Annotated in this window: 24 protein-coding genes and 1 pseudogene; 16 read left to right on the top strand and 9 right to left on the bottom strand. The window is 48.6% G+C overall.

The features are described from left to right. Window positions 1-50 precede the first annotated feature (50 nt). The 7 genes and pseudogenes from J4728_RS16420 to J4728_RS16390 all read left to right on the top strand — a co-directional run. Window positions 51-212: pseudogene (locus J4728_RS16420) on the top strand (glycosyltransferase family 8 protein); the annotation flags it as partial. Window positions 213-329: 117 nt separating this feature from the next. Then, complete coding sequence (waaB, locus tag J4728_RS16415; protein WP_000683985.1) at window positions 330-1,409, top strand: lipopolysaccharide 1,6-galactosyltransferase; 1,080 nt, start codon at window positions 330-332, stop codon at window positions 1,407-1,409. 5 nt (window positions 1,410-1,414) lie between these two features. After that, window positions 1,415-2,428 (top strand): lipopolysaccharide 3-alpha-galactosyltransferase, encoded by a 1,014-nt coding sequence (waaO, locus tag J4728_RS16410; RefSeq protein WP_000088483.1) that lies wholly within the window; start codon window positions 1,415-1,417, stop codon window positions 2,426-2,428. A gap of 17 nt (window positions 2,429-2,445) precedes the next feature. After that, window positions 2,446-3,456, top strand: coding sequence for a glycosyltransferase family 8 protein (gene rfaJ, locus J4728_RS16405; protein ID WP_208212084.1), 1,011 nt, complete (start codon window positions 2,446-2,448; stop codon window positions 3,454-3,456). A 22-nt stretch (window positions 3,457-3,478) separates the two neighbouring features. After that, entirely contained in the window at window positions 3,479-4,177 is a 699-nt protein-coding gene (gene rfaY / locus J4728_RS16400) for a lipopolysaccharide core heptose(II) kinase RfaY (protein ID WP_000582809.1), read from the top strand. Between the two features lie 149 nt (window positions 4,178-4,326). Continuing rightward, on the top strand, window positions 4,327-5,136 hold the full coding sequence (gene waaZ, locus J4728_RS16395) for a 3-deoxy-D-manno-oct-2-ulosonate III transferase WaaZ (protein ID WP_000536017.1): 810 nt from the start codon (window positions 4,327-4,329) through the stop codon (window positions 5,134-5,136). Window positions 5,137-5,235: 99 nt separating this feature from the next. Beyond that, window positions 5,236-6,381 carry a lipopolysaccharide N-acetylglucosaminyltransferase gene (locus J4728_RS16390; protein ID WP_208212082.1) on the top strand — a complete coding sequence of 382 codons (1,146 nt, stop codon included), beginning with the start codon at window positions 5,236-5,238 and terminating at the stop codon, window positions 6,379-6,381. Window positions 6,382-6,437: 56 nt separating this feature from the next. Here J4728_RS16390 and rfaL read toward each other — a convergent pair whose 3' ends face one another. From rfaL to rfaD, 4 genes are read right to left on the bottom strand one after another with little or no spacing between them, the layout of a single operon-like run. Then, entirely contained in the window at window positions 6,438-7,652 is a 1,215-nt protein-coding gene (gene rfaL / locus J4728_RS16385) for an O-antigen ligase RfaL (protein WP_208212080.1), read from the bottom strand. A 39-nt stretch (window positions 7,653-7,691) separates the two neighbouring features. After that, entirely contained in the window at window positions 7,692-8,645 is a 954-nt protein-coding gene (gene rfaC / locus J4728_RS16380) for a lipopolysaccharide heptosyltransferase RfaC (RefSeq protein ID WP_001264616.1), read from the bottom strand. Next, the gene (gene rfaF, locus J4728_RS16375) at window positions 8,645-9,691 is read right to left on the bottom strand and encodes an ADP-heptose--LPS heptosyltransferase RfaF (protein WP_024157568.1); all 1,047 of its coding nucleotides are present in this window, start codon (window positions 9,689-9,691) and stop codon (window positions 8,645-8,647) included. The genes rfaC and rfaF overlap by 1 nt, the downstream gene beginning before the upstream one ends. Window positions 9,692-9,693: 2 nt before the next feature. Continuing rightward, window positions 9,694-10,626, bottom strand: a complete 933-nt coding sequence (gene rfaD, locus J4728_RS16370) for an ADP-glyceromanno-heptose 6-epimerase (RefSeq protein WP_000587771.1) — start codon at window positions 10,624-10,626, stop codon at window positions 9,694-9,696. A gap of 202 nt (window positions 10,627-10,828) precedes the next feature. On the opposite strand from rfaD, the gene kbl reads away from it, so the two are divergent. The 3 genes from kbl to J4728_RS16355 all read left to right on the top strand — a co-directional run bounded on the left by kbl (window position 10,829) and on the right by J4728_RS16355 (window position 14,588). Beyond that, window positions 10,829-12,025 (top strand): glycine C-acetyltransferase, encoded by a 1,197-nt coding sequence (kbl, locus tag J4728_RS16365; protein ID WP_001213794.1) that lies wholly within the window; start codon window positions 10,829-10,831, stop codon window positions 12,023-12,025. A 9-nt stretch (window positions 12,026-12,034) separates the two neighbouring features. Then, window positions 12,035-13,060, top strand: coding sequence for an L-threonine 3-dehydrogenase (gene tdh / locus J4728_RS16360; RefSeq protein ID WP_208212078.1), 1,026 nt, complete (start codon window positions 12,035-12,037; stop codon window positions 13,058-13,060). A 493-nt stretch (window positions 13,061-13,553) separates the two neighbouring features. Next, window positions 13,554-14,588 carry a glycosyltransferase gene (locus J4728_RS16355; protein WP_023243765.1) on the top strand — a complete coding sequence of 345 codons (1,035 nt, stop codon included), beginning with the start codon at window positions 13,554-13,556 and terminating at the stop codon, window positions 14,586-14,588. Here J4728_RS16355 and J4728_RS16350 read toward each other — a convergent pair. Genes J4728_RS16350 through gpmM form a run of 3 tightly spaced genes read right to left on the bottom strand, consistent with a single transcriptional unit; the run spans window position 14,575 to window position 18,378 of the window. Beyond that, window positions 14,575-15,537 (bottom strand): divergent polysaccharide deacetylase family protein, encoded by a 963-nt coding sequence (locus J4728_RS16350; RefSeq protein WP_001135509.1) that lies wholly within the window; start codon window positions 15,535-15,537, stop codon window positions 14,575-14,577. The genes J4728_RS16355 and J4728_RS16350 overlap by 14 nt on opposite strands. A 3-nt stretch (window positions 15,538-15,540) precedes the next feature. Then, complete coding sequence (envC, locus tag J4728_RS16345) at window positions 15,541-16,800, bottom strand: murein hydrolase activator EnvC (protein WP_058814511.1); 1,260 nt, start codon at window positions 16,798-16,800, stop codon at window positions 15,541-15,543. A 33-nt stretch (window positions 16,801-16,833) separates the two neighbouring features. After that, window positions 16,834-18,378 carry a 2,3-bisphosphoglycerate-independent phosphoglycerate mutase gene (gene gpmM, locus J4728_RS16340; protein WP_000116576.1) on the bottom strand — a complete coding sequence of 515 codons (1,545 nt, stop codon included), beginning with the start codon at window positions 18,376-18,378 and terminating at the stop codon, window positions 16,834-16,836. 247 nt (window positions 18,379-18,625) lie between these two features. Between gpmM and J4728_RS16335 the strand changes: the two genes are divergently transcribed. The 5 genes from J4728_RS16335 (at window position 18,626) to cysE (ending at window position 21,823) form a co-directional block, all read left to right on the top strand. Next, window positions 18,626-19,057: a rhodanese-like domain-containing protein gene (locus tag J4728_RS16335; protein ID WP_001156179.1), complete on the top strand. Its 432-nt coding sequence runs from the start codon at window positions 18,626-18,628 to the stop codon at window positions 19,055-19,057. Between the two features lie 85 nt (window positions 19,058-19,142). After that, window positions 19,143-19,394 (top strand): glutaredoxin 3, encoded by a 252-nt coding sequence (gene grxC / locus J4728_RS16330; protein ID WP_001273795.1) that lies wholly within the window; start codon window positions 19,143-19,145, stop codon window positions 19,392-19,394. Between the two features lie 43 nt (window positions 19,395-19,437). Further along, complete coding sequence (gene secB / locus J4728_RS16325) at window positions 19,438-19,905, top strand: protein-export chaperone SecB (protein WP_000003370.1); 468 nt, start codon at window positions 19,438-19,440, stop codon at window positions 19,903-19,905. Then, on the top strand, window positions 19,905-20,924 hold the full coding sequence (gene gpsA, locus J4728_RS16320; RefSeq protein ID WP_001076596.1) for an NAD(P)H-dependent glycerol-3-phosphate dehydrogenase: 1,020 nt from the start codon (window positions 19,905-19,907) through the stop codon (window positions 20,922-20,924). The genes secB and gpsA overlap by 1 nt, the downstream gene beginning before the upstream one ends. A gap of 77 nt (window positions 20,925-21,001) precedes the next feature. Then, on the top strand, window positions 21,002-21,823 hold the full coding sequence (gene cysE / locus J4728_RS16315) for a serine O-acetyltransferase (RefSeq protein WP_001112113.1): 822 nt from the start codon (window positions 21,002-21,004) through the stop codon (window positions 21,821-21,823). Window positions 21,824-21,887: 64 nt separating this feature from the next. Here cysE and J4728_RS16310 read toward each other — a convergent pair whose 3' ends face one another. Next, window positions 21,888-23,198, bottom strand: a complete 1,311-nt coding sequence (locus tag J4728_RS16310) for an MFS transporter (RefSeq protein ID WP_001092104.1) — start codon at window positions 23,196-23,198, stop codon at window positions 21,888-21,890. A 73-nt stretch (window positions 23,199-23,271) separates the two neighbouring features. After that, window positions 23,272-24,468: an L-talarate/galactarate dehydratase gene (locus J4728_RS16305; protein WP_001218249.1), complete on the bottom strand. Its 1,197-nt coding sequence runs from the start codon at window positions 24,466-24,468 to the stop codon at window positions 23,272-23,274. Between the two features lie 318 nt (window positions 24,469-24,786). Here J4728_RS16305 and J4728_RS16300 point away from each other — a divergent pair, with 318 nt between their 5' ends. Next, a complete protein-coding gene (locus J4728_RS16300; protein ID WP_001537635.1) occupies window positions 24,787-25,791 on the top strand; it encodes a LacI family DNA-binding transcriptional regulator in 1,005 nt (334 codons plus the stop codon). The last annotated feature ends 19 nt before the right edge of the window (window positions 25,792-25,810 follow it).

Here is a 25,810-nt window from a genome sequence, read left to right as displayed (position 1 = left end):
ATAATTATGCACTCAGTGAGTAATTTATGAGTGAGACAAGGATAGACAGAATGTCTAACATTAAAAGTTATATTTCAAACCAAAAAAACATAATTCAACATGATGATTTTTTTGGAAGAAGACTGGACATTGCTCTTTGCTTTGATCATGGTTTTATAATGCCAGCAGGTGTGGCAATATATTCCATTATCGAAAATAATAAAGATATTGACTACGCCTTAAAGCAAAAAGAGAGATGTCAGGTAAAAATTACTCTATAGGGTTATATTACTATTTTTGCTATTTAATATCTAAAGTCTTTAGATTAAGGTTTTAACTCTGGGGTATATATGAAAATAGCTTTTATTGGCGAAGCGGTATCCGGTTTTGGAGGGATGGAAACCGTTATTAGCAACGTTATCCATACGTTTGAAAATAGCTCTCCGAAAATCAACTGTGAAATGTTTTTCTTTTGTCGTAATGACAAAATGGATAAAGCATGGCTAAAAGAGATTAAATATGCGCAATCATTCTCAAATATAAAATTAAGTTTCCTTCGTCGAGCTAAGCATGTTTATAATTTTAGTCAGTGGCTGAAAGAAACGTCACCAGATATTGTGATATGTATTGATGTCATCTCATGTCTTTATGCCAATAAAGCACGAAAGAAAAGTGGTAAACAGTTTACTATTTTCTCGTGGCCGCATTTTTCGCTCGACCATAAAAAACATGCAGAATGTATAACGTACGCGGATTATCATCTGGCCATCAGTAGTGGTATTAAAGAACAGATGATGGCACGGGGTATCTCAGCGCAAGATATTAGCGTCGTTTATAATCCTGTCTCTATTAAAACAATCATTGTGCCGCCGCCTGAGCGCGATAAACCCGCTGTATTTCTCTATGTAGGGCGTCTTAAATTTGAAGGGCAGAAAAGAGTTAAAGATTTATTTGATGGCTTAGCTCGTACGACAGGGGAATGGCAGTTACATATTATTGGTGATGGCTCAGATTTTGAAAAGTGCCAGTCCTATAGTCGGGAGCTTGGTATTGAGCAGCGTGTGATCTGGTACGGTTGGCAAAGCGCGCCGTGGCAAGTTGTACAGCAAAAAATAAAAAATGTCACCGCGTTACTACTTACCTCTGCATTTGAGGGATTCCCTATGACCCTGCTGGAAGCAATGTCATATGGAATTCCGTGTATTAGTTCTGATTGTATGTCTGGTCCGCGCGATATGATTAAACCCGGTTTGAATGGTGAGCTTTACACCCCGGGGGCTATAGATGATTTTGTAGGGCACCTTAATCGCGTTATTTCTGGTGAAGTAAAATATCAGCATGATATTATTCCCGGCACGATTGAGAGATTTTACGATGTGCTATATTTTAAAAATTTTAATAATGCGATATTCTCGAAATTACAAAAGTGATCACTATGAGCAGAAAATATTTTGAAGAAGAAGTCATTCAACAGACTTTAGATTATAACTATGCACAACATAGTGATGCTGATAAATTTAATATAGCTTATGGGATTGATAAAAACTTTCTTTTTGGCTGTGGTGTCTCTATTGCATCGGTTCTCCTTGCTAACCCAGAGAAGGCGTTAGCTTTCCATGTTTTTACCGATTTCTTTGACTCTGAAGACCAGCAGCGATTTGAGGCATTAGCAAAACAGTACGCTACGCAGATTGTTGTTTACCTAATCGACTGTGAGCGCTTAAAATCGCTACCCAGTACCAAAAACTGGACCTATGCAACATACTTTAGATTCATTATCGCCGATTATTTTTCAGATAAAACAGATAGAGTACTTTATCTGGATGCAGATATTGCATGTAAGGGGAGTATTCAGGAACTTATTGATCTTAACTTCGCTGAAAATGAGATTGCGGCTGTCGTTGCTGAAGGCGAGTTGGAATGGTGGACTAAGCGCTCGGTTAGCCTGGCAACGCCTGGGCTGGTTTCTGGCTATTTTAATGCCGGTTTTATTTTAATTAACATACCTCTTTGGACCGCAGAAAATATCTCTAAGAAAGCGATTGAAATGCTAAAAGATCCGGAGGTAGTACAGCGCATAACGCACCTTGATCAGGATGTATTAAATATATTGTTAGTGAATAAAGCGCGTTTTGTTGATAAAAAATTTAATACACAATTTAGTCTTAACTATGAATTAAAAGATTCAGTTATTAATCCAGTCGATGCTGAGACTGTATTTGTTCATTATATCGGACCAACGAAGCCCTGGCATAGTTGGGGGGCTTACCCTGTGTCACAATATTTTTTACAGGCTAAGAGCAACTCACCATGGTCTCATTGTGCACTTTTAAATCCAGTCACTAGCCATCAGTTACGTTATGCGGCAAAGCATATGTTTAATCAGAAGCATTATACTTCGGGTGTAAATTATTATATAGCCTACTTTAAACGTAAACTTCTTGAATAAAACCCATAGGTGATGTAATGGATTCATTTCCTGAGATAGAAATAGCTGAATATAAAGTTTTTGATGAAAGTAATAATAATGATAATAACGTATTAAACATTTCTTATGGCGTTGATGAAAACTATCTTGATGGTGTGGGGGTATCAATCGCTTCAGTTGTATTAAACAATAATATCCCGCTCTCTTTTCACATTATTTGTGATTCATACTCCCCGTGTTTTGTAAAGTATATAGAGCGTTTAGCCGTACAGCATCACATAAAAATTTCTCTTTATCTTATTAAAGTAGAAAGCCTTGAGGTATTGCCTCAAACTAAAGTATGGTCGAGAGCAATGTATTTTCGTTTATTTGCTTTCGATTATCTCAGCAAGAAGGTAAACACCTTACTTTATTTGGATGCCGATGTTGTATGCAAAGGATCTTTGCAAGATCTTTTACAGCTTGATCTGACAGAGAAGATCGCTGCGGTCGTAAAAGATGTTGATTCCATCCAGAATAAGGTAAATGAGAGATTAAGCGCTTTTAATTTACAAGGTGGTTATTTTAACTCCGGCGTGGTTTTTGTTAACCTGAAACTATGGAAAGAAAATGCCTTAACTGAAAAGGCATTTTTACTTCTGGCAGGTAAAGAGGCTGACTCTTTTAAATATCCCGATCAGGATGTTTTGAATATTCTCCTACAGGACAAAGTCATTTTTCTGCCGCGACCATATAATACCATTTATACTATCAAAAGTGAGTTGAAAGATAAGTCACATAAAAAATATAGCAATATAATTAATGATAATACTGTTTTAATTCATTATACGGGCGCTACAAAACCATGGCATGCCTGGGCAAATTATCCTTCAGTTATCTATTATAAAAATGCACGACTGAACTCGCCCTGGAAAGATTCTCCTGCAAAAGATGCGCGTACCATAGTTGAATTTAAGAAGCGATATAAACATCTTCTCGTGCAGGGGCATTATTTTAAAGGCCTTCTGGCTGGAAGCGCATATCTTTATCGTAAACTTTTCCACAAATAATTCCCCTGCCTAAATCTCCATTATGATTATTGAAAAAAAGATTAAAAACTATACCGTCTTTGTCAAAAAAGACGGTGAAAAATACATTGAGATATTCAAAGATTTTCTATCTTATAATCATCAGGTTATTAAAGTCTTCCGTAATATAGAAGATACAAAAGTTGTATTGATTAATACAGACTACGGAAAATATATTCTCAAAGTATTTAGTCCAAAAGTAAAAAATACTGAACGCTTTTTCAAATCGTTAGTAAAAGGAGATTACTACGAAAAGCTTTTTCATCAGACAGATCGTGTGCGGCGTGAAGGGTTTGCGGCGCTTAATGATTTTTACCTGCTGGCGGAAATTAAAACATTACGCTATGTAAAAACATACGTGATGATAATTGAGTATATTGAAGGTATTGAACTTGTTGATATGCCAGAAATTTCTGACGAAGTGAGAGGAAAAATCAAACAGTCGATATATTCTCTGCATCAGCATGGTATGGTTTCGGGCGATCCCCATAAAGGTAACTTTATCCTGCAAGGCAATGAGATCAGAATTATTGATTTGTCCGGAAAAAGACCTTCCAGACAACGAAAAGCAAAGGATCGTATTGATTTAGAAAGACATTATGGTATCAAAAATAATGTGAGAGATATCGGATTTTACTTATTGATTTATAAGAAAAAACTTCGAAATTTCCTTCGTCGTATTAAGGGTAAGGAAAAGCGCTGATCAATGTAGCACGTTTGGTTTAATTTAAGGGGCTGCCTGACTTTTATTTGCTGCAGCGTTATGACATACTTGAGAGAATTTGAGATGTAATATTAGTTATTGAATATAACATTTATTTATAGGTTGCATGATAAACATACGAGTTTTTTATGGGCAGCGTTAACTTCATAACTCACGCCGATGTTCTGCAACTTATTGCGAAAAGAACGGCTGAAGATTGTATTATTTTTCTTTCTGGTCCTACGTCCAGAAAGACGCCGCTGTCCTTGTTACGAATGAAAGATGTCATTGCAGTCAATGGTTCTGTTCAATATTTGCTAAACAATAACGTCAAGCCATTTTTGTACCTTCTGACGGATGTTCGCTTCCTCCATCGTCGGCGCGAAGATTTTTATAACTTTAGCCGTAACAGTCAGTTTACTATCGTCAATCTTGATGTGTACGAACAGGCTTCAGTGGATGATCAAAAATATATTGAAGAAAACTGTTTAATTATTCGCTCCTTTTATCGCCGAGAAAAAGGGGGCTTTTTAAAGAAAATTAAATTTAATATCCTCAAGCGGGTTCATAAAGCATTACTTATTTCAGTTCCCCTTTCGAAAAGAGGGCGACTGGCTGGATTTTGCAAGGATATCAGCATCGGGTATTGCTCTTGCCATACTATTGCTTATACCGCTATTCAGGTTGCCTATTCCCTCAAGTATGGCCGTATTATATGTTCTGGGCTTGACTTAACAGGGAGTTGCCCACGTTTCTATGACGAATCTACCAGCCCTATGCCATCTGAGCTTAGTAAAGACCTGTTTAAAATACTGCCATTTTTTACTTTTATGAGAAAAAATGTGAGTGATTTAAATATCTTTAATTTATCAGATGATACTGCAATTCATTACGATATTATTCCATATATTACAGCCTCGGAACTTGAGGATGAAATATATTACGATAAAATTGTCTAGACACTAGATAAATCATTATTTTGCGTTGCTTCGGCACGCATTTCTTTTTCTATAACATTTCTTTTTCTATAAAGTTAACTATTCTGGATTATAGCTATTATGATTAAAAAAATCATATTTACTGTTACTCCTATATTTTCAATTCCTCCTCGTGGTGCGGCTGCGGTAGAAACCTGGATTTACCAGGTTGCAAAACGACTATCAATACCGAGTACTATTGCTTGTATAAAGAATGTTGGCTATCCTGAATATAATAAAATAAACGATAACTGTGATATTCATTACATTGGGTTTGGTAAAGTTTATAAGCGTCTTTTTCAGAAATGGACTCGTCTCGACCCACTACCCTATTCCCAGCGCGTCCTTAATATTAGAGATAAAGTGACTACCCAGAAAGATAGCGTCATTGTTATTCATAATAGTATGAAACTGTATCGGCAGATCAGAGAGCGCAATCCGAATGCAAAACTGGTTATGCACATGCATAACGCATTTGAACCAGAACTTCCTGATAACGATGCAAAAATTATCGTGCCCAGTCAGTTTCTTAAAGCGTTTTATGAAGAAAGATTGCCCGCCGCTGCTGTTAGTATTGTACCTAATGGTTTTTGTGCTGAGACTTATAAAAGAAACCCACAAGATAATCTTCGTCAGCAATTAAATATTGCGGAAGATGCCACCGTTCTCTTATATGCCGGGAGAATTTCGCCTGATAAAGGCATCCTGTTGCTTTTGCAGGCGTTCAAACAATTACGTACCTTAAGAAGTAATATTAAACTTGTCGTTGTTGGCGACCCTTATGCAAGCCGCAAGGGTGAAAAAGCAGAGTATCAAAAGAAAGTACTGGACGCCGCAAAAGAGATTGGAACGGATTGTATTATGGCTGGGGGGCAATCTCCTGACCAGATGCATAACTTCTATCATATAGCCGATCTGGTTATTGTGCCATCTCAGGTTGAAGAAGCATTTTGCATGGTGGCTGTAGAAGCGATGGCAGCAGGAAAAGCGGTTCTTGCCAGCAAAAAAGGGGGGATTAGCGAATTTGTGTTAGATGGCATAACGGGCTATCACCTCGCAGAGCCTATGTCGAGCGACAGTATAATTAATGATATTAACCGTGCGCTTGCTGATAAGGAACGCCACCAGATTGCCGAAAAAGCAAAATCCCTGGTGTTTTCAAAATACAGTTGGGAAAATGTAGCGCAGCGTTTCGAGGAACAAATGAAAAGCTGGTTTGATAAGTGATTGAGTTCTGATGATGAAAAACGCGCTGATACCGTAATAAGTATCAGCGCGTTTTTTTATCTATTTCTTAGCGCCAGCAGAAAACCAGTAATGATACCAATTTGAGCAATATCGACCTGTTCAAAATTGCCACGAACGATATAAAAACCGACGAAAGATAAAAATAGCAAGAGATGAGCATTGTAGGGGCTTATCTCTACTTTCCTGAAGGTAGAGCTGGCTGTTTCCCTGATGATAGTGCCATATAAATAGGCCAGGCTCGCCAGACCTAATATGCCTGCACTAAACCAGATGTACAGAATGGTATTATGCGGACCGATAGATTCTTTAAAGGTCCACGTTGGATAATCGACAACGCGTTTATTATAAACACTATCATACACATCATTACCATAGCCGTAGCCCTTGATCGGGTTTTCCTGAATCAGTATCCACGCGGTGCCCTGGGTTCCGTTAGTATAACGATATGAGCTATCTGTCTGCTGTAATTTATAAAGTAAATGTTCTGAGTCTGGTTTGTTATTATGTTGAGTGATAACCAAAGCGCCGATAATGGCTAATAAAATGGCACCAACTCCTATTAACTTCCATTGGCGGTTCAGTATTGCCCACAGAACACCTACTATGAGCACCGCCAACCATGCCCCTCGCGATAGGGTTCCCAGGATAAAGAAAAGGTAGATAGCGCTAAGCACTAAAAAAACCAACTTAATTGCATTTTTTCTAAACAGCCAAATATTCAATAATGCTGGAAATAAGAAAACCATGGAATCGGACATATGTCGATGCGCATAGCTTATGAATGGCATAATTCCTTTATTATAGTCCTCGATATACAGAATACTCTCTGCAAGGCAGCGAAGCCCTAAACTTGTTAAAAAGGAGAAAAGTACTATTTTCGCAACCGTTTCTTTTGTTTCATCTTTTAATAGTACGGGAATTAATAAAGTATATAATAAGAAACCCTCCAGTACCGTATTTTCAAATTCCTTGAAGCTTTCTTTCATATCTGGCGATATGAGTATGGAATAAACAAGGATTAATGATAATACTGCTACGCTATAAAATACGCTATTTTTGAAAAGAGGGGGGAAACTTTTCGGTGAGCGTGAGACCTGATAAATCGCGGTGATAACCATAAGTATGATTATCAAATGTTTATAACGCGTAATACCATCCAGAAAATACGTGGCAACAAAAAGAAAAACCAGCGCTTTATTCCAGATCGGTTTCCATTTCTCTTTATTTAACGTTAATGATGTGGTTAGCATCTTTTCTCCACAATAGGTTTGGGATGAGACAGTGTCTCTTTAATGAATCTTTCCAAATACGCTTGTGGCATCTAAATTCGCCAGGTTTTTTTCTGGTGAGCAGCATGCCATTTGGTTCTTCCCATAACCTCCAATTAACCCAGGGTCCGTTGGGCCATATAGCGTAATATTCGGTCTGTCGAGCGCGGCGGTGAGATGGCTCAGGCCGGTATCAACCGATACGACAAATTTTGCGCCAGCCAGCACTCTGGCGACCTCCTCCAGGCTCATGCGCGGTAACACATCCACATAGTCAAAGCCTTCGGCCAGTCGTTTAGCCCGGGCCTCCTCATGAGGCGCGCCCCAGGGAAGTTTTATCCGTAATCCGGTGTTGCCCACCATACCGATAAGCTCGCGCCAGTTTGCTTCCGGCCAGTGTTTATCATCGCGGGTCGTGGCATGTAAAAATACCGCATATGGATCGCTGACCGCCTGCTGGCAATGCAGAAAATGTTTTGCGATGGCATAATCGCCCTGCGACTGCGGTTTATCGTATCCCAGGCTTTTGGCGAACAGCTCGCGCGTCCGCTCAACCGCATGTTGTTGCTTTGCGATATGGTGTTTACGGTTATAGAACAGGCTGGCCAGCGGTTCGCGGGCAGTACTCCAGTCCATACCGTGCTTTATCCCATGCGCCAGACGCGTCACCAGCGCCGCGCTTTTCACCAGCCCCTGCGCATCAATCACAGCGTCGTATTGGTATGCGCATACCGCCCGATGAAAGGCTGTGCGTTCCGCTTTAATGGGCGCGGAAAACCAGGCTTTGCGCCAACGGCGAATAGCGACGGGAATCACGCGATCGACAGCACTGTGCCAGGACGGAATTTGCGCAAACCCTTCTTCGACAACCCAGTCAAATTGAATCCCTGGAATAGCCTGTTGCGCGTCGGTAAGCGCAGGCAGGGTATGTAATACGTCGCCCATCGATGATGTTTTAACGATCAAAACCCGCATTAAACGCCCTCTTCCGACAACAGCGAATGAAGCTCTTCCAGAACCCGCTGCGGCGTGATATCGATCAGGCTCTGGTGATAGCCTTGCGCCGTATCGCCTTTACGCACTTTGTGATAACCCGTAATGAGACGAATCACCCGGGCCTTATGAGACAGCGGTGGCGTGAAATCCGGGCTACTTGGGCCATACAAGGCGACCAGCGGGCGGTCGAGCGCCGCCGCGACGTGCATCAGCCCGGAATCGTTGGTGACGATGGCTTTACAGGCGGCTATCAGAATGACGGCCTGTTCCAGCTGGGTTTCCCCCGCCAGGTTGCGACACCATGCCTGCTGCTCGCTATTCAGCGCCGCTAGGATCTCATTTCCGGCTTCATGGTCTTTTGCCGAGCCAAACAGTACGACCTGGTACCCTTCGTTAATGAGCTGCTTTGCCAGTTCGGCGTAGTGATAGTGCGGCCAACGTTTTGCCGGGCCAAATTCCGCGCCGGGGCAAAAGCCGATCAGAGGACGTTCAGAAGATAGCGAAAAGTCGCTGCGTATCAACGACTTTTCACCCTCGCTAACCAGGAGCTGTGGCCAGAGTAGCGGCTGCGGCAGATCTTTCGCCGTGCGCATCACGCCCTTGTCATAGGCCAGCGCCACGTAGCGCTCCACCATCAGCGGCCAGGCGTCTTTATCAAGGACGCGCGCATCGTTCAGCAGGCCATAGCGCATTTCGCCGCGCCAGCCGGTACGGTGCGGGATATTGGCAAAGAAAGGAATCAGCGCCGATTTAAACGAATTTGGCAGCACCCAGGCGCGATCGTAGCGCTTCTCACGCAGGCTATGGCCCAATCTGCGGCGCTCGCCGATTTCCAGCGCGCCGTGGCCCAGCGGCATGGGTATCGCCTCGTTAACTTCCGGCATACGCGATAACAACGGACGGCACCAGGCTGGCGCCATCACGTCGATTATCGCCTGGGGATAGCGCGCTTTAAGCGTGCGATAGAGACTTTGCGACATCATCATGTCGCCCACCCAGGACGGGCCAATGACCAAAATTTTCATACTTACGCGTCGCGGTTCAGCCAGGCCATATACTCCGTGACGCCTTCGGCGACGGTCTTAAAGGGTTTGTCGTAGCCCGCGTTGCGTAGATTGGTTAAATCCGCCTGCGTAAACGCCTGATAGCGGCCTTTCAGCTTATCCGGGAACGGAATGTATTCAATGCTGCCTTTTTTATGGTATGCCAGCGTCGCGTCGGCGACGGCCTGGAAAGATTCCGCGCGGCCTGTGCCCAGGTTAAAGATGCCGGACTTGCCGCTTTCCAGGAACCACAGGTTAACGGCGGCCACATCGCCCACGTAAACGAAGTCGCGCTTGAAGTTTTCGCTGCCTTCAAACAGTTTCGGGCTTTCGCCGTTGTTTAACTGTGTATTCAGATGAAATGCCACGCTTGCCATGCTGCCTTTATGGCCTTCACGTGGTCCATAGACGTTGAAATAGCGGAAACCGACAATCTGCGAGTTCGCTTCTGGCAGGATCTGGCGCACATATTCATCAAACAGGAATTTAGAATAGCCATAAACGTTAAGCGGTTTTTCGTATTCGCGCGATTCGATGAAATCAGACGTGCGACCGCCATAGGTGGCGGCAGAAGAGGCGTAGAGGAACGGGATTTCGCGCTCAAGACAATAGTGCAGCAGCTCTTTGGAGTATTGATAGTTATTATCCATCATATACTTGCCGTCCCACTCGGTGGTGGAAGAGCAGGCGCCTTCATGGAAAATAGCTTCGATATCGCCGAGCTCTTCTCCGGACATAATCTGGATCAGGAAATCTTCCTTATCCATATAGTCAGCAATGTTCAGATCCACCAGGTTTACAAACTTGGTGCCGTCTTTCAGGTTATCCACCACCAGAATATCGGTGATACCTTTATCATTCAGGGCCTTAACGATATTGCTGCCGATAAAGCCCGCGCCGCCGGTAACGATGATCATAACTGTAACCTTTGAATTATGGTGTCAGAGACTGTCTCAGACATGAATGCTCTTATCATAACACTATTCATCCATTCACTGATAACCCGTGAGGATACGCGTGATTTATGCTGCATTTTAAAGAAGTGATGACGCGTCATCTCGTATCAACGTATCGCTTTGGGTAATATGTGCTGAAATTTGCCCAGTCTGGAGAATCGCAATGCGTGGGGATTTTTACAAACAGTTAACCAACGATCTGGAAACCGCCCGAGCGGAAGGATTGTTTAAAGAAGAGCGCATTATTACGTCTGCGCAGCAGGCGGATATCACCGTGGCGGATGGAAGCCACGTTATTAACTTTTGCGCCAATAACTATCTCGGGCTGGCGAATCACCCTGAGCTGATTAATGCCGCAAAAGCGGGCATGGACAGCCACGGTTTCGGTATGGCGTCCGTGCGTTTTATCTGCGGCACCCAGGACAGCCACAAAGCGCTGGAGCAAAAGCTGGCAAGCTTCCTCGGCATGGAAGATGCGATTCTGTATTCCTCCTGTTTCGACGCTAACGGCGGCTTGTTTGAGACGTTGCTGGGCGCGGAAGACGCTATTATTTCCGACGCGCTGAACCACGCGTCTATCATTGATGGCGTGCGTTTGTGTAAAGCGAAGCGCTATCGCTATGCCAACAACGATATGGTAGAGCTGGAAGCGCGGCTGAAAGAGGCGCGTGAAGCCGGTGCGCGTCATGTCCTGATCGCCACCGACGGGGTGTTCTCAATGGATGGCGTCATCGCCAATCTGAAAGGCGTCTGTGATCTGGCCGATAAATACGATGCGCTGGTGATGGTTGATGATTCTCACGCGGTAGGCTTTGTCGGCGAAAACGGTCGTGGTTCCCATGAATACTGCGACGTAATGGGCCGCGTAGATATTATTACCGGTACGCTGGGCAAAGCGTTAGGCGGCGCATCCGGCGGCTATACCGCGGCGCGTAAAGAGGTCGTTGAGTGGTTGCGTCAGCGTTCCCGCCCATATCTGTTCTCCAACTCCCTGGCGCCGGCGATCGTGGCGGCTTCTATTAAAGTGTTAGAGATGGTGGAAGCGGGCGCAGAACTGCGCGATCGCTTGTGGGCGAACGCCCGGCAGTTCCGTGAGCAGATGTCTGCCGCGGGATTTACGCTGGCAGGCGCGGATCACGCCATCATCCCGGTAATGCTGGGAGATGCGGTTGTCGCGCAGAAATTTGCCCGCGAACTGCAAAAAGAGGGCATTTACGTTACCGGTTTCTTCTATCCGGTCGTACCAAAAGGTCAGGCGCGTATTCGTACCCAGATGTCTGCGGCGCATACGCCTGAGCAAATTACGCGTGCGGTAGACGCGTTCACGCGTATTGGTAAACAACTGGGCGTGATTGCCTGAGGATGTAAGATGAAAGCGTTATCCAAACTGAAAGCGGAAGAGGGCATCTGGATGACCGACGTTCCGGAACCGGAAGTCGGCCATAACGATTTGCTGATTAAAATCCGTAAAACAGCCATCTGCGGCACTGACGTTCACATCTATAACTGGGATGACTGGTCGCAAAAAACCATCCCGGTTCCGATGGTCGTGGGGCATGAATATGTCGGCGAAGTGGTCGGCATCGGTCAGGAAGTGAAAGGCTTTAAAATCGGCGATCGCGTCTCCGGCGAAGGTCACATCACCTGTGGTCATTGTCGCAACTGCCGTGGCGGTCGTACTCACCTGTGTCGCAACACCACCGGCGTGGGCGTCAACCGTCCCGGCTGCTTCGCGGAATATCTGGTCATCCCGGCGTTCAATGCGTTTAAAATCCCGGATAACATTTCTGATGATTTAGCCTCTATTTTCGACCCGTTTGGTAATGCGGTGCATACGGTGCTGTCTTTCGATCTGGTCGGCGAAGATGTACTGGTATCGGGGGCGGGGCCAATCGGCGTAATGGCCGCCGCGGTGGCGAAACATGTTGGCGCGCGTCATGTGGTGATTACTGACGTCAATGAATACCGTCTGGAGCTGGCGCGCAAAATGGGCGTCACCCGCGCGGTCAACGTCGCGAAAGAGAGCCTGAACGACGTCATGGCGGAGCTGGGAATGACCGAAGGGTTCGATGTGGGTCTGGAGATGTCCGGCGCGCCGCCGGCGTTTCGTACCATGCTGGACACCATGAATCACGGCGGTCGTATTGCGATGCTGGGGATTCCGCCATCAGATATGTCTATCGACTGGACAAAAGTCATCTTTAAGGGCTTGTTCATTAAAGGTATTTATGGTCGTGAGATGTTCGAAACGTGGTACAAAATGGCGGCGCTGATCCAGTCCGGTCTGGATCTGTCACCGATTATCACCCATCGTTTCTCTATTGATGATTTCCAGAAAGGTTTTGATGCCATGCGTTCAGGCCAGTCAGGAAAAGTTATTCTGAGCTGGGATTAATATGTATATACCCAAAATAATTCGAGTTGCTTAAAGGCGGCAAGGGAGTGAGTCCCCAGGAGCATAGATAACTATGTGACTGGGGTGAACGACAAATCTGCCGGGAGCAGATTTGAACGTCGCTTGCGACGGCCCGTCAGGGCGAGGCCCATGGATGGGCCGAGTAATCCGTAGCCAACACATAAGCAACTTGAAGTATGAAGGGTATAGAGACCCGATAATTTTATCGGGTCTGATATACGTTTCATCGTAAAAGGTTGGTGTCATTCGCCAACCTTTTTTGTTAGGGAAAATCTGGAAAGCCGTAAAGAATTGTCATAGACATCAAGCATTCGTAATTGCGCTTTACTCTTATTTTACTCGCTAACGTCACGCTCTACTCTGAGTTTTGTGCTTGCTTTTTACTGTAAAAATTAATTATGGCGGCTTAATAGTTTCTTAATAGGGCCACAGTATAAAGGCAGGGTAAATTAAGGTTTTTCTGGTAATCGTTATGAAAAATAGTAAAACCAAAGTGAGTATCATTATCCCGTTATATAATGCGGGAGCGGATTTTAATGCTTGCATGGTGTCGTTAATCGCGCAAACGTGGTCGGCGCTGGAAATTATTATTGTGAATGATGGATCGACGGATCATTCCGTTGAGATAGCAAAACATTACGCGGAACATTACCCGCATGTTCGACTGCTTCATCAGGCCAATGCTGGCGCATCTGTCGCCCGTAATCTTGGCCTGCAAGCGGCGACCGGCGATTACGTCGCCTTTGTCGATGCGGATGACCTGGTCTACCCGAAGATGTATGAAACGCTGATGACTATGGCGCTTAACGATGATCTGGACGTTGCGCAGTGTAATGCGGACTGGTGCGTCCGAAAAACCGGGCACGCCTGGCAATCTATTCCGACCGATCGTCTGCGCTCCACCGGGGTATTAAGCGGACCGGATTGGTTGCGTATGGCGCTGGCCTCGCGGCGCTGGACGCATGTTGTCTGGATGGGCGTTTATCGACGTGCGTTAATTACCGATAACAATATTACTTTCGTTCCCGGACTACATCATCAGGACATATTATGGTCGACGGAAGTTATGTTTAATGCCACGCGCGTACGTTATACCGAACAATCATTATATAAATATTTCCTGCATGATAATTCGGTAAGCCGTTTGCAAAGACAAGGCAATAAAAATCTTAATTATCAGCGGCATTATATTAAAATTACGCGGTTATTAGAAAAGCTCAATCGTGATTATGCCCGGCGTATTCCGATTTACCCGGAGTTTCGCCAGCAAATTACCTGGGAAGCGTTACGCGTTTGTCATGCGGTACGTAAAGAGCCTGATATTTTGACCCGCCAGCGTATGATTGCCGAAATTTTTACTTCTGGCATGTATAGACGGATGATGGCTAACGTCCGCAGCGCGAAAGCGGCTTATCAGACGCTGCTCTGGTCTTTCCGGCTGTGGCAATGGCGCGACAAAACCTTGTCGCACCGTCGTATGGCCCGTAAGGCGCTCAATCTGTCTTAGCGCTCACGTTTTTAGGCGCGGCGATTTTCCCCCAGCCTTGCCACTGGTGCTGAAACCAGACAACCACGGAACTTTGCGTAATGCTCTCGCCGATGACGCTGAAAAAGCGCGTAGCGTAGACCGGTTGCAGCGGTTTTTTCGGCTTGCACATCTTCACGCCGCGAAAGGGATTGCGCGGCGCGTCAATTTTCTGCGGCATCAAATCAGGTCGGGACGTATCTACCTGCGGTTCGTTGAGCAGGCTGCCTGGGCGTACCAGGGTGATATCCGCCGGCAGGCGATAAACCATCTGTTGCAGCACGCGAACCGTTGCGGGATGTGGATGACCAATCGCGATAGCGGAACCGTTGCGACGGGCCAGTTCGATAGCGCGATTAAACTGACGACGGATATCTGCCTCGTTTTGCGTATCGTCGAGGAACACTTTGCGCTTGATCACTTTCACACCCGTACCGGATGCCGCGCGCATCGCCTGGCTATTGCCAATCGTCATGCTGTCGAGAAAATAGAGATTGTAATGTTCCAGCGCCTGCATAACTTTTTGCATACCGAACAGGCTGGAGGTCATTGCGCTGCCCATGTGGTTATTAAGCCCGACGGCATACGGCACGTTGTTTACCGCCTCGCGGATAATGCGCTCGATCTCATCGCTGCTCATATCTGGTCGCAGCGTATCCTTCTCCAGCGGCTGTTTGCTTAGCGGCGCCATCGGCAGATGGATTAACACCTCATGCCCGCTATTGTGCGCTTTAGTTGCCATTTCGCGCGCGTGCGGCGCGTTGGGCAGTACGGCGACGGAGATGTTTGGCGGCAGCGCCAGAACCTGGTTTTCCGTGTGCGGGCGATAGCCAAAATCATCAATCACGATGGCGAGCTTGCCAGCGAAAACGGGATGTGCAAACGCCAGCAAAGTGGCCAGCGTGAGAATGGAGCGACGAAACTGAGGCAAAACTTATCTTCCCAACCACGGCTGTGGATTGACGGCCTGACCCTGGCGACGAATTTCGAAATAAAGCGAAGGTCTGCCCTGACCGCCGCTACTGCCCACAAGGGCGATAGGTTGTCCGGCGCGTACCTGCGCGCCTACGCTGACCAGCGCGCTCTGATTATAGCCGTAAAGGCTCATATCGCCTTTACCATGCTCCACGACCACCACCAGGCCATAGCCTTGCAGCCAGTCCGCCAGAATCACCCTGCCGTCGGCGATGGCTTTGACCTCGGTGCCTTCCGACGCGCCGATCACCATCCCCTTCCAACGTAGCTCACCCTGCAGCCGTTCGCCATAGCGATGCAATATCGGGCCGCGTACCGGCCAGTATGCCTGACCGCGAGGCGCGCCCAGACCGCCGGTGCGGGACATTAGCGAACGCTCGCTTTCCGTCGGCTTATAGGTGCTGCCTTTACGCGAGGCTTCCTGCTGCTTATCGCGTACCGCCTGCGCTTCGCGGGCTTCACGCTCCGCTCGCGCTTTGGCCGCCGCTTCCGCCCGCGCGATACTGTTGCGTAGGCGTGATTCGTTGGCGCGCAGTTCGCTTAACTGTTGCTGGCCTTGCTGAATAGACGACTCCAGTCCGGCAAGCGTTTTCTTACGTTCATTACGCGCCTGCTCCAGCTTCGCCTGCTGGGCGCGCTGTTCATACAGCAACGTTTGTTGTTGGCTTTGCTTCTCTTCCAGCTCGGCTTTTTGCGTGGCGACCTGTTCGCGAGTCTGTTTCAGTTCGGCGATAGTCTCCTGGCGCGCCTGGTTCAGATAGCCGAAGTAGGCCTGCAGGCGTTGCCCACGCTGGCTTTCTTCTCCGCTAAGAATAAGCTGAATGCCGGTGTGTTCGCCCTGGCGGAAAGCGGCGTCCAACTGTGCGGCGAGATTACGCTCCTGGCTGGCTTTTTGCTGCTCCAGTTTGGCAATTGAGGCGTTCATCTCATCAATTTGCGCGTTTAACTGATCCAGAGTGCTTTGCGTTTCGCGCAGCTTACGCGCTGCGGCCGAGATGGCCTCTTCCTGGGCTTTCAGTTGTGCCAGGAGGCTGGCGCGCTGCTGCTGCTGCTGGCGTACGTCGCGTTCTTTCGCGGCGATATCGGCCTGAATAGATTTGAGTTGATCACGGTCATCCGCGTGGGCGGAAAAGGCGCACAACAATACGCCAGCGCTAAGTACGCTGGCGTAGAACAAAGGCCTGACTGAAAACGTTCTTGGTTTCACGGCCTGTTGAATGGTGTTAATCGCCTTTCCCCTCATGGGGAGGGATTATTCCACGATGAACAGCGGCTTACCAGTCATCTCTTGCGGGATTTCCATCCCCATCAGCGACAGCATGGTAGGCGCAATGTCTGAAAGTTTGCCGCCTTCGACCGCCTTCACGTTTTTCTCGCCGACATAAATCAGCGGCACCGGCAGGTTGGTGTGGGCGGTATGCGCCTGACCGGTCGCCGGATCGCGCATCTGCTCCGCGTTGCCGTGGTCCGCGGTAATCAACAGTTGTCCACCAACGGACTCAACCGCTTTTGTTACCTGTTCAATGCAGTTATCCAACGCTTCCACCGCTTTGATGGCGGCTTCCATCACGCCGGTATGACCGACCATATCGCCGTTTGGATAGTTACAAATGATGGTGTCGTACTTACCGCTTTCGATCGCCGCGACCAATTTTTCAGTCAATTCTGCAGAGCTCATTTCCGGTTGCAGGTCATAAGTGGCCACTTTCGGGGAGTTGATCAGAATGCGCTCTTCGCCAGCAAACGGTTCTTCTACGCCGCCGTTAAAGAAAAAGGTTACGTGCGCATATTTTTCCGTTTCGGAAATACGCAGCTGAGTTTTGTCGTTTTTCGCCATCCATTCGCCAAAGGTATTCGCCAGCGACGCTGGTGGGTAGGCAACGGCAGTTTTGATGTCGGCGGCGTATTCGGTCAGCATCACGAAGTTCAGATTAACCACTTTCTTACGCGCAAAGCCGTCGAAATCAGCATTAACGAAAGCGCGGGTAATTTCGCGCGCGCGGTCAGCGCGGAAGTTCATGAAAATCAGCGTGTCGCCGTCTTCCATCGCCGCATCAGCCTGGCCCTCGGCGCGGATAACGGTCGCTTTGACAAACTCATCGTTTTCATCACGAGCGTAAGCGGCCTGCAGGCCAGCCACAGCGGTATCTGCCTGGAATTCGCCCTGCGCCAGGGTCATCAGATCATACGCTTTTTCCACGCGATCCCAACGGTTGTCGCGGTCCATAGCGTAGTAACGACCGACGATAGACGCCACGCGGCCTTTGCCCAGCGCGGCGAATTTGTCTTCGAATTTTTTCAGCGAGGCTTCAGCGCTGCGCGGCGGCGTGTCGCGACCATCGAGGAAGGCGTGCAGATAGATTTTTTCTGCGCCGCGCTCTGCGGCCAGCTCCACCATCGCCATAATGTGATCTTCGTGGCTGTGGACGCCGCCCGCGGACAGCAGACCCATAATATGAACCGCTTTACCGGCGTTTTTCGCCTGGTCTACCGCATTGGTCAGGACTGGGTTAGCAAAGAAAGTACGTTCTTTAATTTCAACGTCCAGACGCGTCAGGTCCTGATAAACGATGCGGCCTGCGCCCAGGTTAACGTGGCCCACTTCGGAGTTGCCCATCTGGCGGTCAGGCAGACCCACTTCCAGACCGGATGCGTCGATCAGGGTATGCGGACGTTTTGCCCACAGAGCATCCATCACCGGGGTTTTGGCGTTTAAGATAGCGTTATCCTGCTGTTCTTCACGGTAGCCGTAGCCATCCAGAATCACCAGTACCATAGGTTTTTTAGAAACCGACATTGCGACAACCTCATACTCAATAGACAAAATAATTGCGTAATTTTACTACAGCTGAATCGATAAAATAGCCTCAGAAGATCAAAGAAAGGGATCGCGCTGGCGTGAGAAGGTAAGTAATAGCGTGATTTTTTTTCGTAGCGCCCCGCAAAAATGCATTCCAGTGCACGCTCTGGCTGTATTTGCGCCACTGCACAGGTATACTCCTTTCCTGGTTTTTTAATCACTACGTCGGGAGTTGTTACCCCCCATGCAAGAAATTATGCAATTTGTTGGCCGTCATCCCATACTGAGTATCGCCTGGATTGCGTTACTGGTGGCGGTTTTATTTACCACGTTCAAAGGTCTGACTTCAAAAGTTAAGGTGATTACACGCGGCGAAGCCACGCGCCTTATCAACAAAGAGGACGCCGTTGTTGTGGATTTACGTCAACGTGACGATTTCCGTAAAGGCCATATCGCTGGCGCGACCAATTTGCTGCCGAGCGAAATCAAAGCCAACAATGTTGGCGAACTGGAAAAGCACAAAGACAAGCCGATTATCGTGGTCGACGGTTCTGGTATGCAGTGCCAGGAATCCGCTAACGCGCTGACAAAAGCCGGCTTTGAAAAGGTCTTTGTGTTGAAAGAAGGCGTAGCAGGCTGGAGCGGCGAGAATCTGCCTCTGGTGCGCGGTAAGTGATTACCCGTCGTTTTCATGGCGCAAGGGGAATGACTTGCCTTTGCGTCGACATGAAATCCATCGGGTAAAAAACAGGAGCGAAGTCATGGCCAATATTGAAATCTACACCAAAGCAACCTGCCCGTTTTGCCATCGTGCAAAGGCGCTGTTAAACAGCAAGGGCGTGAGTTTCCAGGAAATTGCGATTGACGGCGACGCCGTGAAGCGTGAAGAGATGATCAAACGTAGTGGCCGAACGACGGTTCCGCAAATTTTTATTGATGCACAGCACATTGGCGGTTGTGACGACTTGTATGCGCTGGATGCGCGTGGTGGACTGGATCCGCTGTTGCGTTAAGGCGTACTCAAGTATTTAAGGACAACACTAAAGGGTTTTACACATGTCAGAACAAAATAACACTGAAATGGCTTTCCAGATCCAACGTATCTATACCAAGGATGTTTCTTTCGAAGCGCCAAACGCACCGCATGTTTTCCAGAAAGATTGGCAGCCAGAGGTTAAACTGGATCTTGATACGGCATCTTCCCAACTGGCGGATGACGTTTATGAAGTTGTGCTGCGTGTTACCGTAACGGCTTCCCTGGGGGAAGAAACCGCGTTCCTGTGCGAAGTTCAGCAGGCCGGTATTTTCTCCATCAGCGGTATTGAAGGTACTCAGATGGCGCATTGCCTGGGCGCATACTGCCCGAACATTCTGTTCCCGTATGCTCGCGAGTGCATCACCAGCCTGGTTTCACGCGGTACGTTCCCGCAACTGAACCTTGCGCCGGTCAATTTTGATGCGCTGTTCATGAACTATTTGCAGCAGCAGGCTGGCGAAGGTACTGAAGAACATCAGGATGCCTGATGAACCAAAGTAATGCGTCAATGACAGTCATCGGTGCCGGCTCGTACGGCACCGCTCTCGCCATCACTCTGGCGAGAAACGGCCACCAGGTTGTCCTGTGGGGCCACGACCCAAAACATATCGCGACCCTGGAGCACGATCGCTGCAACGTCGCGTTCCTTCCCGATGTGCCTTTTCCCGATACGTTACACCTGGAAAGCGACTTAGCAACCGCGCTGGCGGCCAGTCGTAACATTCTGGTGGTGGTGCCAAGCCATGTTTTCAGCGACGTGCTGCGGCAGATTAAACCGCTGATGCGTCCGGATGCGCGTCTGGTATGGGCGACCAAAGGCCTGGAAGCGGAAACGGGGCGCCTGTTGCAGGATGTCGCTCGCGAGGCGTTAGGCGATCAAATCCCGCTGGCGGTGATTTCCGGTCCGACGTTCGCTAAAGAGCTGGCGGCGGGTTTGCCGACGGCAATCTCGCTGGCCTCAACCGATGAGACCTTTGCCGACGATCTCCAGCAACTGTTGCACTGCGGAAAAAGTTTTCGCGTCTATATCAATGCGGATTTTATCGGCGTGCAGCTTGGCGGCGCGGTGAAAAACGTGATTGCGATTGGCGCGGGGATGTCTGACGGCATCGGCTTCGGCGCGAACGCCCGCACGGCGCTAATCACGCGTGGACTGACCGAAATGTCGCGGCTTGGCGCAGCGCTTGGCGCCGATCCCGCCACCTTTATGGGGATGGCGGGTTTAGGCGATCTGGTGCTGACCTGTACCGACAACCAGTCGCGCAACCGTCGTTTTGGCATGATGCTTGGCCAGGGCATGGACGTTAAAGGCGCGCAGGATAAGATTGGCCAGGTGGTCGAAGGCTATCGCAATACGAAAGAAGTTCGTGAATTGGCGCACCGTTTTGGTGTTGAAATGCCAATAACCGAGGAAATTTATCAAGTATTGTATTGCGGAAAAAACGCGCGCGAGGCAGCATTAACGTTATTAGGTCGCGCCCGCAAGGAAGAGCTGAGTCGCCACTAGCCGTAAGGAACTGTTTGCATAAACGACCCAACCCGCACAGAACGGGTTGGTCGTTTTCTGCCCGTCTGGAGTAAGCCATGCCGTGTGAAGAACTGGAAATCGTCTGGAAGAATATTAAAGCTGAAGCCCGCGCTTTAGCTGACTGTGAGCCTATGTTGGCCAGTTTTTATCACGCCACGCTACTCAAGCATGAAAATCTGGGCAGTGCGCTGAGCTATATGCTGGCAAATAAACTGGCTTCGCCCATCATGCCCGCTATCGCTATCCGTGAAGTAGTTGAAGAAGCCTATGCCGCCGACCCGGAAATGATCGCGTCGGCAGCCTGCGATATTCAGGCCGTGCGCACTCGCGATCCGGCGGTGGATAAATACTCCACGCCGCTGTTATATCTGAAAGGCTTTCATGCGCTACAGGCCTACCGCATTGGTCACTGGTTGTGGAATAAAGGTCGCCGCGCGCTGGCTATCTTCCTGCAAAATCAGGTTTCGGTCTCGTTTCAGGTGGATATTCACCCGGCAGCGAAAATTGGCCGTGGGATTATGCTCGACCATGCCACCGGTATTGTGGTGGGGGAGACGGCGGTTATTGAGGATGATGTGTCGATCCTGCAATCCGTCACCCTGGGCGGTACCGGGAAAACGAGCGGCGATCGCCATCCTAAAATCCGCGAAGGCGTGATGATTGGCGCGGGCGCGAAAATTCTCGGCAATATCGAGGTGGGGCGCGGCGCGAAAATTGGCGCAGGCTCCGTCGTTTTACAGCCTGTCCCGCCGCACACTACCGCCGCAGGCGTTCCGGCGCGTATTGTCGGCAAGCCGGGCAGCGATAAGCCGTCGATGGATATGGACCAGCATTTCAACGGGATACACCATACGTTTGAGTATGGCGACGGCATCTGAAAAACGCTGTTCCGATGGAGTGCAATCCCGGAACAGCGGAGCGAAGAATTCGCAATGTGGACAATCAGGCTGCGGATGATGTCAGCGTGATACGATCCAGCGGGCCGACGATAAACAGATATGAAATGAGACCAATAAGTCCCATCGAGCCAACGTATAAAATGGCAAAGTCGAACGACTGAGTATTGGCAAGAATCACGCCGATGACCAGCGGCGTAACGATGCTTGCCATATTGCCGCACATGTTAAATACGCCGCCGGCAATACCCAGAACTTCCTTCGGCGAGGTGTCGCTGAGTACGCACCAGCCCAGGTTACCAAACCCTTTGGCAAAAAAGGCCAGACTCATCGCCGCAATGACCACAAATTCTGAAGAGGTGTAGTTGGCGATCACAATTACGCAAGAGAGCAACATACCGCAGATAACAGGCAGTTTCCGCGCGACGGTAAGGCTATAGCCGCGTTTGAGTAGCCAGTCGGAGAACACGCCGCCGAGCAGGCCGCCAATAAAACCGGCAATGGCTGGAATACTGGCCACAAAACCGACTTTCAGAATCGACATGCCTTTCGCCTGGTACAGGTAGGTCGGGAACCAGGTCAGGAAGAACCAGGTGATAGAGGTGACGCAGAATTGCCCGATGTAAACACCGATCATCATCCGGTTAACACAGACGGTTTTAATCTGCGCGAACGTTATTTTCTGCGGCTCCTTTTTACAGCCCAGAGAGGGCTCGCCACCACCGCTACGAATATAGTCAATTTCCGCTTGATTAACTTTTGGGTGGTGCATCGGATCTTTGACTTTCATTAACCAGAATATACCGAGCATCACGCCAATAGCGCCAATATAATAGAAGACAAAATGCCAGCTTAAATTATGCAGAATGATCGTCATTAGCGGGGTGATAATGCCCAGCGAGATATATTGCGCAGCCTGATAAACTGAAGTAACGAAACCTCGTTCATTATTGGGAAACCATTGTACGCTTAAACGACTGTTCGCCGGAAAGGCAGGCGCTTCAATCGCGCCCATCAGCAGACGTAGAATAACCAGTACAATTAATGGGCTGCCATACAGATAGATCGTTCCCTGAAACATGGTTACTAACGACCAGCCAATCAATGCGCAACCGTAAACCAGTCGTGAACCGTAGCGGTCTAATAGCCAACCGCCGGGTAGTTGCATAATGACATAGGCAATACCAAATGAGGAGAAGGCCAGGCCCATCGCTTCCGGATCAAAACCTAATTCTTTACTCATTATTGGGGCAACTACGGATAGAGTTGCGCGATCCGCATAATTAAATACGGTAGCAAGAAATAAAAATATAAGAATGGTATGACGCACTTTTGTGCGCTTTATTATTGTGTTCATTATCTACTCCTCAGATAAGGGCAGAATGCATCCTGTAAGGTAAGAGAGGCGGGACGGATTCCCGCCAGTCGGGTTAAGGGCGTTTGCCAAATTCACATGTTAATTGTGTCCAGCGGCGCGCTTGTTCACTGAGCGTGAAACCCAGACCATGACGATCGGAAATCCACATGCGGCCATCGCGCAGCTCAAGTTGCTCGTTGAATAATGGGTTCAGCCACTCGAAATGTTCCAGCCACGGCTCCAGGGGATACGCTGCGGAAAGGTGCAGGTGTACTTCCATCGCAAAGTGCGGCGCCAGCTTACGCCCGTGTTTCGCCGCCAGATCCATAATCTTCAGGAACGGAGAGATACCGCCGACACGCGGCGCATCTGGCTGAACGAAATCGCTGGCATTGCCCAGAATCAACTGCTCGTGTTCCCGGAAACTGGTCAGCATTTCCCCGGTGGCGATAGGCGTATCCAGCGCGGCAGCAAGCTGGGCATGGCCTTCGATGTCGTAAGCATCTAATGGTTCTTCAATCCAGATAAGGTTGAACTGTTCCATTTTACGCCCCATGCGGATAGCCGTTTCGCGATCCCACTGCTGGTTAGCGTCAACCATTAACGGGAACTCATCCCCAAGCGCTTCACGTACTGCGGTTAAGCGGCGAATATCCTCAGCGCAGTTGGGTTGTCCGACTTTCAACTTAATACCGCCAATGCCATTTTCGCGGGAAATCACCACATTTTTCAGCACTTGATCGAGCGGTGTATGCAAGAACCCCCCTGAGGTGTTGTAACACTGAACGGAGTCGCGGTGCGCGCCCAACAGTTTTGCCAGTGGCAGACCGGCACGTTTAGCCTTCATATCCCATAAGGCGATATCGATAGGGGAGATAGCCTGTACCGCCATCCCGCTACGCCCCACCGAGGCTCCGGCCCACAGCAGCTTGGTGTATATTTTGTCGATATCATTGGGGTCTTCGCCCAGTAGATTGTCGGCTATCTCTTTGGCGTGAGCATAAATACCCTGGCCGCCAGCACGTTTGGAGTAGCTAAAACCAACGCCTTCAAAGCCATCGCGACTGCGGATTTCGGCAATGATGATTGCCACTTCGGTCAAAGGTTTCTGGCGACCGGTCAGTACCTTCGCGTCACTCACTGGCGTCGCCAGCGGTAGAAAAGCCAGTGATAGCTTCACCCATTCGATACGATCGCCGGTTTCTGCCGCGGTTCTGGTATTCGCCGCTTTTGCATACGTTACGGCGTCGGAATTCGCGCTTAAAGCCATTTTTTTTCTCCTGATAATCACAAAATGATTGCGCTAACATTTTTATTATTAAGCGAGCGCAGGATCCAGAAAGTTGATGTTGATTTGAACATTTGATCACATATGTCGTATAAAAAGCAGGATTTATTGCAAAATGGATCACGATCCAAAAATATCTGTGGAAATGCATAATACAAAATGATGGCGCTATCATTTTGTAATGACTGAGCTTGATAAGCTACTGTATTTACGGCCTTTCCTGATGCGAAGCTGGCAATAGCCGCAGGCATGATGAATAATGCGCGGATAAATCAGCCAATCTTTGCAGGGGCATCAGACGTGAAGAGAACCAAATCACCTCGTGCGCCGACGCTGGAAGATGTAGCACGTAGCGCCGGGCTGTCTCCGATGACAGTCAGCCGGGCATTGAATTCGCCACAACTGGTTCGCCCCAAAACGGTTGAGAAAGTCATGCAGGCGGTTCGCGTCACAGGCTACATACCCAACGCGTTAGCCGGTGGTCTGGCGTCGCGACGGAGTAAATTAATCGCTGTCGTCGTGCCGCAAATTAACAACAACATGTTTGTCGATACCATCCAGTCACTGAGCGATGAACTGGCCCGACGCGGATATCACATATTGCTGTGCGTGGCGGGATATACCGAACAAACGGAAGCGGAGTTGGTGGCGACACTGCTTTCCCGCCGCCCCGATGGCGTGGTGCTTACCGGGATCCATCACACGATAGAACTGAAAAAGGTCATCCTGAACGCGGCTATTCCGGTGGTGGAAATTTGGGACTTAACGCCCACGCCGCTTGATATGCTGGTCGGTTTTTCCCATGAAAAAGTCGGGCAGGCGACGGGGGAGTATCTTCTGAGTAAGGGCTATCGTCGTCCCGGCTTGTTGTGGACCGCCGATCGCCGAGCCGCGCAACGCAAGCAGGGGTTATGTAGTGTTCTTCAACGCCACGCTATTCATGCCGTACCGCAGGTAGATGTCCCCCTTCCGGCATCGCTTTCGCTGGGGCGCAGCGGTTTAAGCCAGCTTTTTGACGAAGGGACGTTTGATGTCATTGTTTGCAGTTCTGATACCCTGGCACAGGGGGCGATGATGGAGGCGGAAAGCCGTGGTTTGCGCATCCCGCATGATTTAGCGGTTATTGGTTTTGGCGACCTTGATTTTGCCGCCAGCAATCGACCATCAATTACTACCGTAAGCGTTGACAGACGCGCCATTGGTCAGCGCGCCGCTACGCTGTTGGCCGATCGTATTGAACAGAAACCGTGCGCAGAAGCTATTGTGGATATTGGCTTTCATTTGATTGAGCGAGAGTCCGCATAAACGGGAACATGCCATCGGG

The sequence above is a fragment of the Salmonella sp. 32070601201500089SM genome (assembly GCF_017573605.1).
GTDB lineage: Bacteria > Pseudomonadota > Gammaproteobacteria > Enterobacterales > Enterobacteriaceae > Salmonella > Salmonella enterica.
Note: the sequence above shows the minus strand (reverse complement) of the source record. Positions and strands in the feature narration are given on the sequence as shown.

Excerpts from the sequence above, each read along its gene's own strand:
- waaB (WP_000683985.1), top strand. The coding sequence starts at position 330 with ATGAAAATAGCTTTTATTGGCGAAGCGGTATCCGGTTTTGGAGGGATG.
- waaO (WP_000088483.1), top strand. The coding sequence starts at position 1,415 with ATGAGCAGAAAATATTTTGAAGAAGAAGTCATTCAACAGACTTTAGAT.
- rfaJ (WP_208212084.1), top strand. The coding sequence starts at position 2,446 with ATGGATTCATTTCCTGAGATAGAAATAGCTGAATATAAAGTTTTTGAT.
- rfaY (WP_000582809.1), top strand. The coding sequence starts at position 3,479 with ATGATTATTGAAAAAAAGATTAAAAACTATACCGTCTTTGTCAAAAAA.
- waaZ (WP_000536017.1), top strand. The coding sequence starts at position 4,327 with ATGGGCAGCGTTAACTTCATAACTCACGCCGATGTTCTGCAACTTATT.
- J4728_RS16390 (WP_208212082.1), top strand. The coding sequence starts at position 5,236 with ATGATTAAAAAAATCATATTTACTGTTACTCCTATATTTTCAATTCCT.
- rfaL (WP_208212080.1), bottom strand. The coding sequence starts at position 7,652 with ATGCTAACCACATCATTAACGTTAAATAAAGAGAAATGGAAACCGATC.
- rfaC (WP_001264616.1), bottom strand. The coding sequence starts at position 8,645 with ATGCGGGTTTTGATCGTTAAAACATCATCGATGGGCGACGTATTACAT.
- rfaF (WP_024157568.1), bottom strand. The coding sequence starts at position 9,691 with ATGAAAATTTTGGTCATTGGCCCGTCCTGGGTGGGCGACATGATGATG.
- rfaD (WP_000587771.1), bottom strand. The coding sequence starts at position 10,626 with ATGATCATCGTTACCGGCGGCGCGGGCTTTATCGGCAGCAATATCGTT.
- kbl (WP_001213794.1), top strand. The coding sequence starts at position 10,829 with ATGCGTGGGGATTTTTACAAACAGTTAACCAACGATCTGGAAACCGCC.
- tdh (WP_208212078.1), top strand. The coding sequence starts at position 12,035 with ATGAAAGCGTTATCCAAACTGAAAGCGGAAGAGGGCATCTGGATGACC.
- J4728_RS16355 (WP_023243765.1), top strand. The coding sequence starts at position 13,554 with ATGAAAAATAGTAAAACCAAAGTGAGTATCATTATCCCGTTATATAAT.
- gpmM (WP_000116576.1), bottom strand. The coding sequence starts at position 18,378 with ATGTCGGTTTCTAAAAAACCTATGGTACTGGTGATTCTGGATGGCTAC.
- J4728_RS16335 (WP_001156179.1), top strand. The coding sequence starts at position 18,626 with ATGCAAGAAATTATGCAATTTGTTGGCCGTCATCCCATACTGAGTATC.
- grxC (WP_001273795.1), top strand. The coding sequence starts at position 19,143 with ATGGCCAATATTGAAATCTACACCAAAGCAACCTGCCCGTTTTGCCAT.
- secB (WP_000003370.1), top strand. The coding sequence starts at position 19,438 with ATGTCAGAACAAAATAACACTGAAATGGCTTTCCAGATCCAACGTATC.
- gpsA (WP_001076596.1), top strand. The coding sequence starts at position 19,905 with ATGAACCAAAGTAATGCGTCAATGACAGTCATCGGTGCCGGCTCGTAC.
- cysE (WP_001112113.1), top strand. The coding sequence starts at position 21,002 with ATGCCGTGTGAAGAACTGGAAATCGTCTGGAAGAATATTAAAGCTGAA.
- J4728_RS16310 (WP_001092104.1), bottom strand. The coding sequence starts at position 23,198 with ATGAACACAATAATAAAGCGCACAAAAGTGCGTCATACCATTCTTATA.
- J4728_RS16305 (WP_001218249.1), bottom strand. The coding sequence starts at position 24,468 with ATGGCTTTAAGCGCGAATTCCGACGCCGTAACGTATGCAAAAGCGGCG.